This window comes from Pseudomonas sp. A39 (assembly GCF_058145955.1).
The window spans coordinates 108,693-122,827 of the sequence record NZ_JBYVMD010000001.1 but is presented as its reverse complement, the minus strand read 5'-3'; the positions used below and the strand labels follow the sequence as shown (position 1 = coordinate 122,827).

General features: G+C 59.2%; 18 protein-coding genes. 8 read left to right on the top strand and 10 right to left on the bottom strand.

The genetic code is table 11. The features are described from left to right. Positions 1 to 174 precede the first annotated feature (174 nt). Complete coding sequence (gene gloA, locus AC3ZU9_RS00615) at positions 175 to 696, top strand: lactoylglutathione lyase (protein WP_012724171.1); 522 nt, start codon at positions 175 to 177, stop codon at positions 694 to 696. Positions 697 to 746: 50 nt separating this feature from the next. Here gloA and ahpF read toward each other — a convergent pair whose 3' ends face one another. The 3 genes from ahpF to AC3ZU9_RS00600 form a co-directional block, all read right to left on the bottom strand. Next, on the bottom strand, positions 747 to 2,312 hold the full coding sequence (gene ahpF / locus AC3ZU9_RS00610; RefSeq protein WP_490090136.1) for an alkyl hydroperoxide reductase subunit F: 1,566 nt from the start codon (positions 2,310 to 2,312) through the stop codon (positions 747 to 749). Between the two features lie 127 nt (positions 2,313 to 2,439). Continuing rightward, a complete protein-coding gene (gene ahpC, locus AC3ZU9_RS00605) occupies positions 2,440 to 3,003 on the bottom strand; it encodes an alkyl hydroperoxide reductase subunit C (RefSeq protein ID WP_010210361.1) in 564 nt (187 codons plus the stop codon). Between the two features lie 144 nt (positions 3,004 to 3,147). After that, positions 3,148 to 4,080 (bottom strand): site-specific integrase, encoded by a 933-nt coding sequence (locus AC3ZU9_RS00600; RefSeq protein WP_012724169.1) that lies wholly within the window; start codon positions 4,078 to 4,080, stop codon positions 3,148 to 3,150. A gap of 170 nt (positions 4,081 to 4,250) precedes the next feature. Between AC3ZU9_RS00600 and AC3ZU9_RS00595 the strand changes: the two genes are divergently transcribed. Then, positions 4,251 to 5,258 (top strand): DNA-binding protein, encoded by a 1,008-nt coding sequence (locus AC3ZU9_RS00595; protein ID WP_093544550.1) that lies wholly within the window; start codon positions 4,251 to 4,253, stop codon positions 5,256 to 5,258. Here AC3ZU9_RS00595 and gorA read toward each other — a convergent pair whose 3' ends face one another. Continuing rightward, positions 5,259 to 6,617: a glutathione-disulfide reductase gene (gorA, locus tag AC3ZU9_RS00590; RefSeq protein ID WP_122811497.1), complete on the bottom strand. Its 1,359-nt coding sequence runs from the start codon at positions 6,615 to 6,617 to the stop codon at positions 5,259 to 5,261. It abuts the gene before it with no gap. 105 nt (positions 6,618 to 6,722) lie between these two features. Continuing rightward, positions 6,723 to 7,562: a UTP--glucose-1-phosphate uridylyltransferase GalU gene (gene galU, locus AC3ZU9_RS00585; RefSeq protein WP_003173830.1), complete on the bottom strand. Its 840-nt coding sequence runs from the start codon at positions 7,560 to 7,562 to the stop codon at positions 6,723 to 6,725. Between the two features lie 310 nt (positions 7,563 to 7,872). On the opposite strand from galU, the gene AC3ZU9_RS00580 reads away from it, so the two are divergent. Beyond that, entirely contained in the window at positions 7,873 to 8,058 is a 186-nt protein-coding gene (locus tag AC3ZU9_RS00580; RefSeq protein WP_012724166.1) for a hypothetical protein, read from the top strand. Between the two features lie 142 nt (positions 8,059 to 8,200). Beyond that, entirely contained in the window at positions 8,201 to 8,482 is a 282-nt protein-coding gene (locus tag AC3ZU9_RS00575) for a YgdI/YgdR family lipoprotein (protein ID WP_012724165.1), read from the top strand. Positions 8,483 to 8,491: 9 nt separating this feature from the next. Here AC3ZU9_RS00575 and AC3ZU9_RS00570 read toward each other — a convergent pair whose 3' ends face one another. The 4 genes from AC3ZU9_RS00570 to AC3ZU9_RS00555 form a co-directional block, all read right to left on the bottom strand. Further along, positions 8,492 to 8,722 (bottom strand): hypothetical protein, encoded by a 231-nt coding sequence (locus tag AC3ZU9_RS00570; protein ID WP_012724164.1) that lies wholly within the window; start codon positions 8,720 to 8,722, stop codon positions 8,492 to 8,494. Positions 8,723 to 8,799: 77 nt separating this feature from the next. Next, the gene (locus AC3ZU9_RS00565; RefSeq protein WP_490090135.1) at positions 8,800 to 9,723 is read right to left on the bottom strand and encodes a c-type cytochrome; all 924 of its coding nucleotides are present in this window, start codon (positions 9,721 to 9,723) and stop codon (positions 8,800 to 8,802) included. Next, positions 9,720 to 10,367, bottom strand: a complete 648-nt coding sequence (locus AC3ZU9_RS00560) for a c-type cytochrome (protein ID WP_490090134.1) — start codon at positions 10,365 to 10,367, stop codon at positions 9,720 to 9,722. The genes AC3ZU9_RS00565 and AC3ZU9_RS00560 overlap by 4 nt, the downstream gene beginning before the upstream one ends. Positions 10,368 to 10,540: 173 nt before the next feature. Next, entirely contained in the window at positions 10,541 to 10,894 is a 354-nt protein-coding gene (locus AC3ZU9_RS00555) for a hypothetical protein (protein ID WP_012724161.1), read from the bottom strand. 213 nt (positions 10,895 to 11,107) lie between these two features. On the opposite strand from AC3ZU9_RS00555, the gene AC3ZU9_RS00550 reads away from it, so the two are divergent. The 4 genes from AC3ZU9_RS00550 (at position 11,108) to ada (ending at position 13,393) form a co-directional block, all read left to right on the top strand. Then, the gene (locus AC3ZU9_RS00550) at positions 11,108 to 11,410 is read left to right on the top strand and encodes a DUF1883 domain-containing protein (protein ID WP_003191319.1); all 303 of its coding nucleotides are present in this window, start codon (positions 11,108 to 11,110) and stop codon (positions 11,408 to 11,410) included. Between the two features lie 23 nt (positions 11,411 to 11,433). After that, entirely contained in the window at positions 11,434 to 11,601 is a 168-nt protein-coding gene (locus AC3ZU9_RS00545; RefSeq protein WP_490090133.1) for a hypothetical protein, read from the top strand. 4 nt (positions 11,602 to 11,605) lie between these two features. Continuing rightward, entirely contained in the window at positions 11,606 to 12,271 is a 666-nt protein-coding gene (gene alkB, locus AC3ZU9_RS00540; RefSeq protein ID WP_012724159.1) for a DNA oxidative demethylase AlkB, read from the top strand. Between the two features lie 75 nt (positions 12,272 to 12,346). Continuing rightward, positions 12,347 to 13,393: a bifunctional DNA-binding transcriptional regulator/O6-methylguanine-DNA methyltransferase Ada gene (ada, locus tag AC3ZU9_RS00535; RefSeq protein ID WP_490090132.1), complete on the top strand. Its 1,047-nt coding sequence runs from the start codon at positions 12,347 to 12,349 to the stop codon at positions 13,391 to 13,393. Here ada and AC3ZU9_RS00530 read toward each other — a convergent pair. Then, a complete protein-coding gene (locus AC3ZU9_RS00530; protein WP_046034194.1) occupies positions 13,390 to 13,968 on the bottom strand; it encodes a CGNR zinc finger domain-containing protein in 579 nt (192 codons plus the stop codon). The two genes, ada and AC3ZU9_RS00530, sit on opposite strands and share 4 nt — an antisense overlap. Positions 13,969 to 14,135 lie beyond the last annotated feature (167 nt).

Here is a 14,135-nt window from a genome sequence, read left to right as displayed (position 1 = left end):
AAGCGCCAAAGTTTGAGCCCCAGGCCCATGGGTCGCAAGGCCTGCGTGGGCTTTTTCATTTGGCGCCGGGCGCGCGCCTTGCGTATCATGGCCCGGCTGCACGGATGCCAGCCGCAAGCCAAGGAACCGCTCACGTCTTAGAGCCGCGTTTGCCCCATTTTTTCTGGAGGGCCCATGAGCCTGCACGAACTGAACACTTTCCCGGGCGTCACTGCCCAACCTGACACCGCCACCGCCAACTTCGTGTTCAACCACACCATGCTGCGGGTCAAGGACATCACTAAGTCGCTGGACTTCTACACGCGCGTCCTGGGCTTTTCCCTGGTTGAAAAGCGTGACTTCCCGGAAGCCGAATTCAGCCTGTATTTCCTGGCCCTGGTGGACAAATCCCAGATCCCGGCCGACGCCGCCGAGCGCACCCAGTGGATGAAGTCGATCCCGGGCATCCTGGAACTGACCCACAACCACGGCACCGAAAACGACGCCGACTTCGCCTACCACAACGGTAATACCGACCCACGTGGCTTTGGCCATATCTGCATCTCGGTGCCGGATATTGTCGCGGCCTGTGAACGTTTCGAAGCCCTGGGCTGCGATTTCCAGAAGCGCCTGAGCGATGGCCGCATGAAGAGCCTGGCGTTCATCAAGGACCCGGATGCCTACTGGGTCGAGATTATCCAGCCCGCACCGCTGTAACGAAAAAACCCCATGATCGCTCATGGGGTTTTTCATTTCCGAGCTCGGTATTACGCCGGAGCGGAGGTGCGGATCAAATGGTCGAACGCACTCAAGGAAGCCTTGGCGCCCTCGCCCACCGCAATCACGATCTGCTTGTACGGCACCGTTGTTACGTCACCGGCAGCGAACACACCGGGCAGTGACGTTTCGCCACGCGCATCGACAATGATCTCGCCGCGAGGAGTCAGTTCCACGGTGCCTTTGAGCCAGTCGGTGTTGGGCAGCAAACCGATCTGCACAAAGATCCCTTCCAGGTCGATGGTCTTGAACTCGCCGCTGTCGCGATCCTTGTAGGCCAGGCCGGTAACTTTCTGGCCATCACCTTTGACTTCACTGGTCAGCGCGCTGGTGATCACGTCAACGTTCGGCAGGCTGCAGAGCTTGCGCTGCAACACGGCGTCGGCGCGCAATTTACTGTCGAACTCAAGCAAGGTGACGTGGCTGACGATACCGGCCAGGTCGATGGCCGCTTCAACGCCGGAGTTACCGCCGCCGATCACCGCCACACGCTTGCCCTTGAACAACGGACCGTCGCAGTGCGGGCAGAAGCACACGCCCTTGGCTTTGTATTCCTGCTCACCCGGCACCCCCATTTCGCGCCAGCGGGCACCGGTGGCGAGGATCACGGTTTTGGACTTGAGGGTCGCACCGCTTTCGAAACGAATTTCGTGCAGGTCACCGGCGTTTTTCGCCGGGATCAGGCTACTGGCGCGCTGCAGGTTCATGATGTCCACGTCGTACTGGCGTACGTGGGCTTCCAGGGCGCTGGCCAGTTTCGGGCCTTCGGTTTCCTGTACCGAGATGAAGTTCTCGATGGACATGGTGTCCAGCACTTGACCACCAAAGCGCTCGGCAGCGACGCCGGTACGAATACCTTTACGTGCGGCGTAGATCGCCGCTGCCGAACCGGCTGGGCCACCGCCGACGACGAGTACATCAAAGGCGTCTTTGGCGCTGATTTTTTCGGCGGCTTTTTCAATGCCGCTGGTGTCGAGCTTGGCGAGGATTTCTTCCAGGCCCATGCGGCCCTGGCCGAAGTTCACACCGTTCAGGTAAACGCTGGGCACTGCCATGATCTGGCGTTCATCGACTTCTGCCTGGAACAGCGCGCCGTCGATGGCGACGTGGCGGATGTTCGGGTTGAGCACGGCCATCAGGTTCAGCGCCTGGACCACGTCCGGGCAGTTCTGGCAGGACAGCGAGAAGTACGTCTCGAAGCTGAACTCGCCTTTAAGGGCGCGGATCTGTTCAATCACTTCGACACTGGCCTTCGACGGGTGGCCACCGACTTGCAGCAGGGCCAACACCAGCGAAGTGAATTCATGGCCCATGGGGATGCCGGCAAAACGCAGGCTGATATCGGCACCCGGGCGGTTGATGGAGAACGAAGGCTTGCGCGCATCATCACCATCGGTTTTCAGGGTAATCAGCGTAGTGAGGCTGACAACATCCTGCAAAAGGGCAAGCATTTCCTGGGATTTCGCGCCGTCGTCGAGGGAGGCGACGATCTCGATCGGCTGGGTGACCCGTTCCAGGTATGACTTCAACTGAGCTTTAAGATTGGCGTCCAACATACGGGCGATTTCCTGTTCATTCGGTTTATTGCAGACAAAAAAACGCCCGAGCGAATCTCGCCCGGGCGTTTTGAGGGCGGATGCAGCTTACTTAAGTGCGGATTCCCGCCCTTGAGACTTCACAGACTTAGATCTTGCCGACCAGGTCCAGGGACGGAGCCAGGGTGGCTTCGCCTTCTTTCCACTTGGCTGGGCACACTTCGCCTGGGTGGGCAGCGACGTACTGGGCAGCCTTGATTTTGCGCAGCAGCTCGGAAGCGTCACGGCCAACACCGCCGTCGTTCAGCTCAACGATCTTGATCTGACCTTCTGGGTTGATCACGAAAGTGCCGCGATCTGCCAGGCCAGCTTCTTCGATCAGTACGTCGAAGTTGCGGGAGATGGTCAGGGTTGGGTCGCCGATCATGGTGTACTGGATTTTGCCGATGGCTGGCGAAGTGTTGTGCCAGGCAGCGTGGGCAAAGTGAGTGTCGGTGGACACGCTGTAGATTTCGACGCCCAGCTTCTGGAATTCGGCGTAGTTGTCAGCCAGGTCTTCCAGTTCGGTTGGGCAAACGAAGGTGAAGTCGGCTGGGTAGAAGAACACAACGGACCACTTGCCTTTCAGGTCGGCGTCGGACACATCTACGAAGTTGCCGTTTTTGTAGGCGGTCGCTTTGAACGGTTTTACTTGGCTGTTGATGATAGGCATCGTTGACTCTCCGTCAGGTTTGTAAAAGGGGTGAAGAAGTTGATGAAGTGAATCCTACCCACTCTCTCGGCGGATGGCTCATTGGCAAACCTGATGCTGACGATTGGTTTTCCCTATCAGGTGACTGTATTAATAGAAGAAATCTCAAAGCAGCGGCTGGGTCGCCAAGGTCATGCCAATAAAGGGCGTGGATTCAACATAGCGCATGGCGGATTTCATGTCGCTCCAGCCGACGTAACTCATCAACGACTTCAAATCCCAGCCACTGCGATGCGCCCAAGTCGCAAAGCCACGGCGCAATGAGTGGCTGGTGTATTGCTCGGCAGGGATGCCGGCGCGCTCCAGCGCCTGGCGCAGCAGCGGGATCACACTGTTGGGGTGCAAGCCCTCCTCCCCCAGGTTGCCCCAGCGATCGATGCCGCGAAACACCGGGCCGCGTACCAGGGCCGAGGCGCTGAGCCATTCGCTGTAGGCCTGCACCGGACACAACCGCAACAGTGCCGGGGTGTGGTAGGTCTTGCCGAGGTTGTCGCGGTCGCTTTTGCTGCGCGGCAGATACAGGCTGATCCCGGCGCCGGGCGTCGCCTGCACATGTTCGATGTCGAGGCGGCACAGCTCATCGCTACGGAAGCCGCGCCAGAACCCCAGCAGGATCAGCGCCGTGTCGCGCTTGGCGCGCAGCAATCGGGGCTGATCCTGCGCCTGCGTTGCCGCTGTCGCCTCAACCTCAAGAGACGCCACCACCTGCTCCAGATGCTTGAGCTGCAAAGGCTCGGCTTGCTTCTCCTGCGCCGGGTGGACGGCGCGGATGCCCTTTAAGACCTTGCGCACCACCGGCGCTTTAGTCGGGTCGGGAAAGCCCTGGCTTGTATGCCACTGCGCCAGGGCCGAGAGCCGCAACTTTAAGGTATTCACCGCCAATACCCCCGCATGAGCGACCAGATAGCGCGCCACGCTATCGCTGGTCGCCGGCAGGAACCCGCCCCAACTCACTTCGAAGTGCTCGATGGCCGCGCGATAACTGCGGCGGGTGTTATCGCGGGTGGCGGCGTTGAGGTAACGATCCAGATCGCTCATGGGAGGCCTTTGTGTACTGCTGGCAGGTGTATGTGCCGGTTAAATGCGTATAACACGGGATAATACGCCAATATCCCATCTGTTAATTGATGAATTTCAACGGCTTTTTATCCGTGATATAGTACGTATATACATACCATGTACCACACTACGAAATCGACGGAGACCCCATGGCTCGCGGCGGCATTAATAAAGCAGTAGTTCAAACGGCACGCCTGGCGATCCTCGCCCGCGGCGAGAACCCCAGCATCGACGCTGTACGCATCGAGATGGGCAACACGGGCTCGAAAACCACGATTCATCGCTATTTGAAGGAGTTGGATGAGAGCGAAACCCGCGTCACCATCACCGAAGCACCGATCGACGACGAGCTTGGCGAGCTGGTGGCGCGACTGGCTCAACGCCTGAAAGAGAAAGCCCAGGAGCCAATCGACTTGGCCTTGGCACAGTTCGAGCAACAAAAGACCGCCCTGCTCGCCCAAGTAGAGGCGCTGGAAGCCGCCCAAAGCCAACTCCAGCAACAACTCGATATCCAGGCCGCAGCCCTGGCAGAAGAAAGCGCCGCCCTGCAAACCGCCACTACCAGCCTGCAGACCGAACAAACCCGTAACGCCGGGCTTAACCAGGCGTGCAGTGATTACGAGTTACGGATCAACGACAAGGACGAACAGATTCGTTCGCTGGAAGAAAAGCACCTGCATGCGCGCGACGCCCTGGAGCATTACCGCAATGCGATCAAGGAACAGCGCGAACAGGAACAGCGCCGCCACGAAGGCCAATTGCAGCAGGTACAGGCCGAGCTGCGCCAGGCACAGCAGAGCGCCATGGTGCGTCAGGATGAAATCACCCAACTGCATCGCGACAATGAGCGACTGCTGATCGAGCATCGGGTGACGGCGAAGGAATTGACGGCGCTGCAGGAGCAATCCCGCAAGGATCAGGCCCAACAGCTCAAGCTAAGTGAACAGGTCAGCCTGATTGATAACGAACGCACCCTGCTTCAGGAACGCCTGCGGGTGGCAGTGCTGGAGAGCCAGTCACGCCAGGAAGCGCTGACCGAACACCAGCACACCAACAAGACCTTGGAGCTTGAGCTGATCAAGGCCCAGGCAAGTATCGAGGCGTTGCGCCTGGCAGCCACCGTTGCGGCGGCGCCAGAGGCAACCCCCAACGCCTGATCAGCCCGCCACAGGCGTGCGCAGGGTGACGAACTCTTCCGCCGCCGTAGGGTGCACGCCGATGGTTTCATCGAAATGCCGCTTGGTCGCGCCTGCCTTGAGCGCGATCGCCAGGCCTTGCACGATCTCACCCGCGTCCGGGCCGACCATGTGGCAACCCAGCACTTTGTCGGTGTCGGCGTCGACGACCAGCTTCATCAGGGTCTTTTCCTGGCACTCGGTCAGGGTCAGCTTCATTGGCCGGAAACGGCTTTCAAAGATCTGTACCTTATGGCCCTGCTCTTTCGCTTCTTCTTCGGTCAGGCCTACGGTGCCGATGTTCGGCAGGCTGAACACCGCCGTCGGAATCATCGCGTAATCCACCGGGCGATACTGCTCAGGCTTGAACAGACGACGCGCCACAGCCATGCCTTCGGCCAGGGCAACCGGTGTCAGTTGCACACGACCGATCACGTCGCCAATGGCCAGGATCGATGCCTCGGCGGTCTGGTATTGGTCATCCACCTCAACGAAGCCGCGCTTGTCGAGTTTGACGCCAGTGTTCTCCAGCCCCAGGTTGTCCAGCATCGGGCGACGCCCGGTGGCGTAGAACACACAGTCGGCTTCCAGCACGCGGCCGTCTTTCAACGTCGCCTTGAGGCTGCCGTCGGCCTGCTTGTCGATGCGTTCGATATCGGCATTGAACTGCAGGTCCAGGCCGCGCTTGGTCAACTCTTCCTTCAGGTGCGTGCGCACCGCACCGTCGAAGCCGCGCAGGAACAGGTCGCCGCGATACAGCAGGGTTGTCTGGGCACCCAGGCCATGGAAGATCCCCGCGAACTCGACGGCAATGTAACCCCCACCGACGACCAGCACGCGCTTGGGCAACGCCTTGAGGAAGAACGCTTCATTGGAGCCAATGGCGTGTTCACGTCCCGGAATCTCCGGAATCTGCGGCCAGCCGCCGGTAGCGATCAGAATGTGCTCGGCGGTGAAACGTTCGCCGTTGATCTCGACCTGGTGCGGATCAACCAGGCGCGCATGCCCTTCATGCAGGGTTACGCCGCTGTTCACCAGCAGGTTGCGGTAGATGCCATTGAGACGGTTGATCTCACGATCCTTGTTGGCGATCAGGGTCGCCCAATCAAAGTTCGCTTCGCCCAGAGACCAGCCAAACCCGCTGGCCTGTTCGAAATCTTCGGCAAAATGTGCGCCGTACACCAGCAGCTTTTTCGGCACGCAGCCGACGTTCACGCAGGTGCCACCCAGGTAGCGGCTTTCCGCCACTGCCACTTTGGCGCCAAAGCCTGCGGCAAAGCGCGCCGCGCGAACACCGCCGGAACCGGCGCCAATTACATACAGGTCAAAATCGTAGGCCATTTCACTCTCCTCGGCAGGACATCAGCATACCGACTTAGATGGGGCTGAAAAACGAAAAAGCCACCCGAAGGTGGCTTTTTCAGAGCAGGCGACGTTTACCGTGAATCAGTAAGCCTTGCCAGTCTTGTAGAAGTGCTCGTAGCAGAAGTTGGTCGCTTCGATGTAGCCTTCAGCGCCGCCGCAGTCGAAACGCTGGCCCTTGAACTTGTAGGCAATCACGCAACCGTCTTTGGCTTGCTTGAGCAGGGCGTCGGTGATCTGGATCTCGCCGCCTTTGCCTGGCTCGGTTTCTTCGATCAGTTTGAAGATATCCGGGGTCAGGATGTAACGACCGATGATCGCCAGGTTCGAAGGCGCGTCTTCCGGTGCTGGTTTTTCAACCATGTCACGTACGCGGATCAGGCCATCGCCAATGTCGTCACCGGCGATAACGCCGTACTTGTTGGTTTCGGTCGGGTTCACTTCCATCACTGCAACGATGGTGCAACGGTATTTCTGGTAGAGCTTGACCATCTGGGTCAGCACACCGTCGCCTTCCAGGTTCACACACAGGTCGTCCGCCAGTACCACGGCGAACGGCTCGTCGCCGATCAGTGGACGGCCGGTGAGGATGGCGTGGCCAAGGCCTTTCATCTGAGTCTGACGGGTGTAGGAGAACGAGCACTCGTCGAGCAGTTTGCGGATACCGACCAGGTATTTTTCCTTGTCGGTGCCCTTGATCTGGTTTTCCAGCTCGTAGCTGATGTCAAAGTGGTCTTCCAGTGCGCGCTTACCACGACCGGTCACGATGGAGATTTCGTTCAGGCCGGCATCCAGTGCCTCTTCGACGCCGTACTGAATCAGTGGCTTGTTCACCACCGGCAGCATCTCTTTGGGCATGGCCTTGGTCGCTGGCAAGAAGCGAGTGCCGTAACCGGCTGCTGGGAACAAGCATTTCTTGATCATATGAGTCCTTACAAAGGGCTGTGCGTACGGAATTCGGCGCAGTCTAATCAGGCCGCAGTCACCTTACAATGGGTCCTGCTGGCGTTGCGATGTCATCATAGAGAAAAAATGTCGGCGTAAGTTCCGCTCACGTTGTTGAGGGAATGTTCACCGGCACGGCAAAAAATGCCTGCACCTCCTGTTTTCAGAGGGCTGCAACCTTTTTAGCATGCTTTCAGGCTCAGAACACTGACCGAGAATAACTTGCGCGGCCCCGCGACATTTGGCGCTATCATTACGCCCTTGAACCAGACCACGAGATACTTGATAGATGTCAGAACCAAAAGGCGTGAACGGCTACCTGATCACCAAGCGAGCGGACGGCTGGCACCTGATCAACTTCCACGGCGACAGCGTCGCTGGCGCATTCGCGAGCGAAAGCCAGGCTATTGCCGTAGCCGAAGTGTTTGTGGATGAAGCGGGCCACGCATCGAGCAAACGGCCCAAGGGCAAGTAAGCGTCAACGCCCTGCGCAAAAAGCCCCGATGAACGGGGCTTTTTTGTGTTTGTCTGTACGTAGATGGCAGTTCGCTATAATCTCGCCGGAACGCCCCACGACAGTGTCAGCGCCCCTCCAACACCCTCGATGATGAACCTATATGAACAAGATTCTGGCACTGACCGCGGTACTGACCCTGGCCGGGTGCACCACCACTTCCGACGTCTTCCTGAAAAACGGCGAACAAGGCCTGACCATCGACTGCTCGGGCGAAGCCAATTCCTGGGCCAGTTGCTACGAAAAGGCTGACGCTTCGTGTGCGGGCACCGGCTACCGTATCGTCGGCACCGAAGGCACACCCTCGCTCAAGGAAAGTGAAAAGACCCTCGGCCAGGACGTGGGCAACTTCAAAAGCCGCAGCGTGGTGGTGGTCTGCAAGTAAGCGTTACGCCTACAGCTGAATATCGGCAAACTTGATTCCCAGGCCACGGATAGTCTCCACCAGCTCATCCAGACGCGGGAAAGACTCGACTTCATCCTGATCGTCCACCAGGAAAAAACTGCGGCCACCGCTTTTCTTGAAAAAAACGATCCACTCCCCCAGGTCGGCTGGGTTCTGGATGATGTGAGTGGCCGATATCTGGCCTTCGGCCTGGCGCGCCCTGACGTGTTCACGCTTCATGAAAGACTTCCCTAAAAAGACAAATGCCGCACAAACCGAGAGTTTGCGCGGCATTTTTGCATTGATTGACCGAGAGTTTAACGGATGCCCTGCCCAATCAGCACGCCTTCTACGGTTTGGCCGTAAAGATTGATCCCGTCATTGGCATGGAATTTAACCCTGGTTTTCTCCACGGAACCCTCCACCAGTCGCGGATCCTGCGGCCGTTCGCGGCTGTTGATGTAGGCGGCCACGTCCCAGGCTTGCTGATCACTCAGGCTGCCACCCTTGCCCAGCGGCATGTTGTGTTTGATGAAAGACGCCGCCGTATTGATACGGTGCATCCCCGCGCCCCAATTGTAGGAATCCTTACCCCAGAGCGGTGGCATCACGTAGCTGTCACCCACTTTCTGGCCCTGCCCCTCGGCACCGTGGCAGACGGCGCATTGCTCTTTGTACACCTGCCCACCTTGGGACAGGTCATAACCCTTGGCCGGCTGGACCACGTCCGGGTAACCACGGCCCGGTAACTCCACGCCCAAAGGTGCCTTGCTCGCCAGCCAGTAGGCATACACGGAGAGTGCGGTAATTTCGGGGCTATCAGCAGCCGGCGGGGTGCCACCGTTCATGCTGAACTGGAAACAGCCCTGCAACCGCTCGGCGAAGGTATTGACCTTGTCATTCTTCTTTCGATAGGCCGGGTACATCGGGTAGGCCGCCCACAGTGGCGCCGAATGGGCCAACCGGCCCTGATCCAGATGGCAATTGCTGCAATTGAGTCCGTTACCGACAAATGTCGGCGCCAGGCGCTTGGTATCCACGAACAGCGCGTAGCCTTGCTTGACCAGCTTGCCGTAGGCGTTGTCAGGCAGCTCGCGCTCTTGAGGCGGTTGGAATTGAGCGACCGCCGCGTGGCTGGCGGATGGCGGCAACTGCGACTGATCTTCCATGGCAATCGTGGCGGCATACGCTGACGACAGACCGAACGCCGCCAGCGCCAAGCCATGCATAAACGGGCTCATGGCTTGGCCTCCTGTTTAAGCGACGCGAAATACTCGGCCACGGCCTGTACTTCCTCCGGTGTGAGGGATTTGGCGATGTGGCCCATCAAGTCATTCGGGTCATTGTGACGAGTTCCGTTTTGCCACGCCGTCAACTGGGCGGCCAGGTAGGCTGCGGGCTGGCCCACCAGCGGTGGAAACGCGTCGCCTACCCCCGTACCGGCGGGGCCATGGCAACTGGCGCATGGCGGAATCTGTCGCTCCCACGCGCCCTGCTGTGCAAGCTTTTGCGCAGCACCGAGGGGCATCTCGCTGCGCTGGATCGGTTCGGGGACAAAGGCCGGCATCGCCGCCAGCGCCTCGCTGACGGCTTCGACTTCAGCGTCGGTGAGGGCGTTCGCCAGCGGCTGCATCACCGGATTGACGCGACTGCCGCGCTTGAAGTCCTCCAGTTGTTTACGCACATACGCCGCCGGCAGCCCCGCCAGCCTGGGGAAACCCGCTGCGGAAATACCCGCGCCATCGGCACCATGGCAGGCGACGCAGGGCATGGCGCCCGGTTGCGAGCCGCCCTCGGCAAAGATCTTCTTCCCCTCCAGCGCGTGAGCGTTGCCCAACAGCAACATCAGCGCACTGCCCATCAGCACTCGTCCCAGAGACATCATCACCCCTCCATTTTATAGTTATAAGCTTAGGCGTTTATGGTATAAGCCTACAAATGGTAGGGGAATGAGCCCGTCGCGACAACACTCAAAACGTGTCATAAAAAAAGCCCGGCCCCACGCGTGCGGGGCCAGGCTCTTTTATCGGATTCGAGTCGCGGGTGAAGCGCGCTGTATCAGCCGGAAATGCACTCTTCGCCAGCCTTTTTCACGTCACCCGGACGGATCGGCACATTGGACATGCTCTCGTAGAGCTTGATGCTGCTACCGCTGGAACGTTCATCAATTTCAAAAATCGCCGATGGGTCGGCTGAAAACTTTTGCGGCACGATCACCTGCACGCCACCGTCCTTATGCGGTTCGATCTGCGGCGGCCGGCGGGTCGCCGACAGTTTCTGTACCACACACGCGGCGTATTCCTGAGGTTTCTTCCCGGAAATGACCGCCAAGGTCGGCGGGGTCTGCTTGATATCTGCAACCGAAGCACACCCACCAATCGCCAGGGCCAGAACCAACACACTCCACTTCATATAAAACCTCCGATAAAGACCCTACGACAGCGGGGATGGTATTTTTCTCCCGCCCACGTAGGATTTATCCCTGATAACTCGGTAAATAACTGTTTTAAATTGTCGACGTCGTTGAAGACGGGCCGATAATAAACGCGCTGGGGCTGATAAACTCCATCTTAACCTACGTATCGTTCTGATTTTTCAGAAAAAGCCCTTCTGGAGACACCCCCAATGAAATTCATCCACCAGCGCGAGCACCTCAACGAGGGAGACATTGTTGTCATCGAATGCTCGCAGACTTGTAATATTCGTCTGATGAGCGATGCGAATTTTCGCAGCTTCAAGAACGGCGGCCGCCACACTTACCACGGTGGCGCATTTGACAAATTCCCAGCCAAAATCACCGCGCCGAGCACCGGGTTCTGGAACATCACCCTGGACGTCGTCACGCGCCGCGCCATCAGCGTGACCCGCAAACCCGCGCTGTCCCACAAGATCCGCATTGTGCGTCGTACCAGCTCCAAGCTGAGCTGATCCGCCATCCAAAGGAAATAGCCGTGACTGCCACCACCAAATACGTGATCAAGTACAAGCTCAACGGCGAACGCCGCTTTGAGTTCGCTCAACTGCAGACCAACAGCGTCGAAGAAGCCAAGCAAGCCCTGGCGAAGATTCACGATGCCGGTGATGAAATCACCGACATCAATGTGAGCAAGGCGCTGTAAGCCGATGCCCGGCCCCACCGCTGACCTGTTCGCCGATGACGCCTTGCAGCAACCCGCTGGGCGCGAACAAATTGGCGAACAGTCCTACGTGCTCAGGGGCTACGCCCTGCCCTGGATTGAGCGCCTTCTGCCGGAGTTACGGCAGGTGCTGGCTCAATCACCCTTCCGGCAAATGGTCACACCCGGTGGCTTCACTATGTCGGCCGCATTAAGCAGCTGCGGCGACCTGGGCTGGACCACCGACACTTCCGGTTACCGCTACTCACCACTCGACCCGCGCACCCAGCAGCCCTGGCCGCACATGCCGGACACCTTGCGGCAATTGGCTGTGCTGGCGGCGGCAGACGCCGGCTTTGTCGACTTTGCCCCCGACGCCTGCCTGATCAACCGTTATGTACCGGGTGCAAAGATGTCCCTGCACCAGGACAAGAACGAGCGCCGCTACAGCGAACCGGTGGTGTCGGTGTCGCTGGGGTTACCGGCGATTTTTCTGTTTGGCGGGCATGAGCGCAGTGCCAAGGCTCAGAAAGTCTCGCTGTTCCATGGCGACGTGGTGGTCTGGGGCGGTGTGGACCGCCTGCGTTTTCACGGCGTGATGCCGATCAAGGATGGCGTGCACCCGGTCATGGGGCCGCAACGCATCAACCTGACCTTTCGCACCGCCGGCTGATTTGACCGCAAGCTTCAGAGTGCCATGGGTTCACGGCATGACTAATCTGGCCAGGAACCGTCAAGAGTGCCGACCATGAGTATCGAACAAGATCCGCGCTGGGCAGCCATTCTCGCCCGCGACCCCAAGGCCGATGCGTTGTTCGTCTACGGCGTGAAGACCACCGGCGTGTACTGCCGCCCCAGCAGCGCTTCGCGCTTGCCGCGCCCGGAAAATATCGAATTCTTCGACACCCCGGCACAGGCCGAAGCCGCGGGTTATCGCGCCAGCAAGCGCGCGGCCGGGGACCAGACCCAGCTTGCGGCGCACCATGCGCAACTGGTGGCCGACGCCTGCCGCCATATCGAACAGTCCGACACCCCGCCCAGCCTGAACACGCTGGCCACGCACGCCAAACTGAGCCCCTTCCATTTTCATCGCGTGTTCAAAGCCATCACCGGCCTGACCCCCAAGGGCTACGCCAGTGCCCATCGTTCACGCAAAGTGCGCGATGGCCTCAAGGGCTCGCACTCGGTGACGGATGCGCTGTATGACGCAGGCTTCAATTCCAACAGCCGTTTTTATGAATCGGCCAATCAATTGCTCGGCATGACGCCCAGTGACTACAAGGCCGGCGGCACTAACAACGCGATTCTGTTTGCCGTCGGGCAGTGCTCGCTGGGTGCGATCCTGGTGGCACAAAGCACCCGTGGCGTGTGCGCGATTCTGCTGGGGGATGACCCGGACCAACTGGTGCGCGACCTGCAGGATCAGTTTCCCAAGGCCGAGCTGGTCGGCGCCGACCCGCGCTTCGAACAGTTGGTCGCACAGGTCGTGGGGTTTATCGAAGCGCCCGCGCTCGGCCTGGACCTGCCGCTGGACCTGCGCGGCACGGCGTTTCAGGAGCGGGTGTGGCAAGCCTTGCGTGAGATTCCTCCGGGGAGCACGGCCAGCTACGCGCAGATCGCTGAGCGCATCGGCGCGCCAAAGTCCTTCCGCGCCGTGGCCCAGGCCTGTGGTGCAAACAGCATCGCGGTGGCAATACCCTGTCACCGCGTAGTACGCAGTAATGGCGAGCTCTCCGGCTACCGCTGGGGCGTGGAGCGCAAGCAGCAATTGCTGGCGCGTGAAAGCGAGGCCTAACCCAGCTTGCGCTTGCGAAACTCGGCGACTTTATGACGGTTGCCACACAACGCCATGCTGCACCAACGACGCTTATGCGCCTTGGTACGGTCGTAGAACCACAACACGCAGTCGGGATGCTCGCAGGTACGGATCAAGTTGAAATCTGCGTCCACCAGCAAGGCGGCAGCCGCTTCGGCAATCGGTGAAAGAAACTGCTCCGGCGTTTGTCGTTTGCGTTGACGCACCAGGTGCACTTCACCCGGCGCCGGCCAGCTGAGCTGCGGATGGCTGACCGCCTTGCGCAAAAAACCATTGAGCGCGGCGGGGTCGGCCTGCTCGCCCGCCTTGCGTGCCTCAAGCAACACTCGAATCACTTCCCGCAGCGTCCTGGCCGTCGCCAGTAAAGCCCCCGCGTCAAACGCCGGCACCTCGCCCTCTTCCACCCAGCCCAAGCGCACCAGCCAGCGCTCGACATCGGCGTCGGCCTGCCAGAACTCAAAGGGCTCACCGTCGACATTGGCGCGGGTATTGAGCATGTCCAGTACCGGGTCATCGGCAAGGACATAGGGTTCCGGAAGTACGTGGGTGGTCATGGCGGATCCTCTTGAGCATCTGCGGATCGTAACCTGTATTTCTTCTCAAGGGTAGTTACAGAAAATGATTTTATAACCTGAATAAAACGTTTGACAGGTTACCTATTCAGGCGCAGTTTTTAAAAACGGTAACCCGTAAATCAATTTAATCTAGTTACTAAGGTACA

Coding starts and splice junctions, on each gene's coding strand:
- AC3ZU9_RS00580 (WP_012724166.1), top strand. CDS start 7,873: ATGTCAGAACCAAAAGGCGTGAACGGCTACCTGATCACCAAGCGAGCG.
- ada (WP_490090132.1), top strand. CDS start 12,347: ATGAGTATCGAACAAGATCCGCGCTGGGCAGCCATTCTCGCCCGCGAC.
- galU (WP_003173830.1), bottom strand. CDS start 7,562: ATGATCAAGAAATGCTTGTTCCCAGCAGCCGGTTACGGCACTCGCTTC.
- AC3ZU9_RS00550 (WP_003191319.1), top strand. CDS start 11,108: ATGAAATTCATCCACCAGCGCGAGCACCTCAACGAGGGAGACATTGTT.
- AC3ZU9_RS00560 (WP_490090134.1), bottom strand. CDS start 10,367: ATGATGTCTCTGGGACGAGTGCTGATGGGCAGTGCGCTGATGTTGCTG.
- AC3ZU9_RS00565 (WP_490090135.1), bottom strand. CDS start 9,723: ATGAGCCCGTTTATGCATGGCTTGGCGCTGGCGGCGTTCGGTCTGTCG.
- gorA (WP_122811497.1), bottom strand. CDS start 6,617: ATGGCCTACGATTTTGACCTGTATGTAATTGGCGCCGGTTCCGGCGGT.
- gloA (WP_012724171.1), top strand. CDS start 175: ATGAGCCTGCACGAACTGAACACTTTCCCGGGCGTCACTGCCCAACCT.
- AC3ZU9_RS00570 (WP_012724164.1), bottom strand. CDS start 8,722: ATGAAGCGTGAACACGTCAGGGCGCGCCAGGCCGAAGGCCAGATATCG.
- ahpF (WP_490090136.1), bottom strand. CDS start 2,312: ATGTTGGACGCCAATCTTAAAGCTCAGTTGAAGTCATACCTGGAACGG.
- AC3ZU9_RS00555 (WP_012724161.1), bottom strand. CDS start 10,894: ATGAAGTGGAGTGTGTTGGTTCTGGCCCTGGCGATTGGTGGGTGTGCT.
- ahpC (WP_010210361.1), bottom strand. CDS start 3,003: ATGCCTATCATCAACAGCCAAGTAAAACCGTTCAAAGCGACCGCCTAC.
- AC3ZU9_RS00595 (WP_093544550.1), top strand. CDS start 4,251: ATGGCTCGCGGCGGCATTAATAAAGCAGTAGTTCAAACGGCACGCCTG.
- AC3ZU9_RS00600 (WP_012724169.1), bottom strand. CDS start 4,080: ATGAGCGATCTGGATCGTTACCTCAACGCCGCCACCCGCGATAACACC.
- AC3ZU9_RS00530 (WP_046034194.1), bottom strand. CDS start 13,968: ATGACCACCCACGTACTTCCGGAACCCTATGTCCTTGCCGATGACCCG.
- alkB (WP_012724159.1), top strand. CDS start 11,606: ATGCCCGGCCCCACCGCTGACCTGTTCGCCGATGACGCCTTGCAGCAA.
- AC3ZU9_RS00575 (WP_012724165.1), top strand. CDS start 8,201: ATGAACAAGATTCTGGCACTGACCGCGGTACTGACCCTGGCCGGGTGC.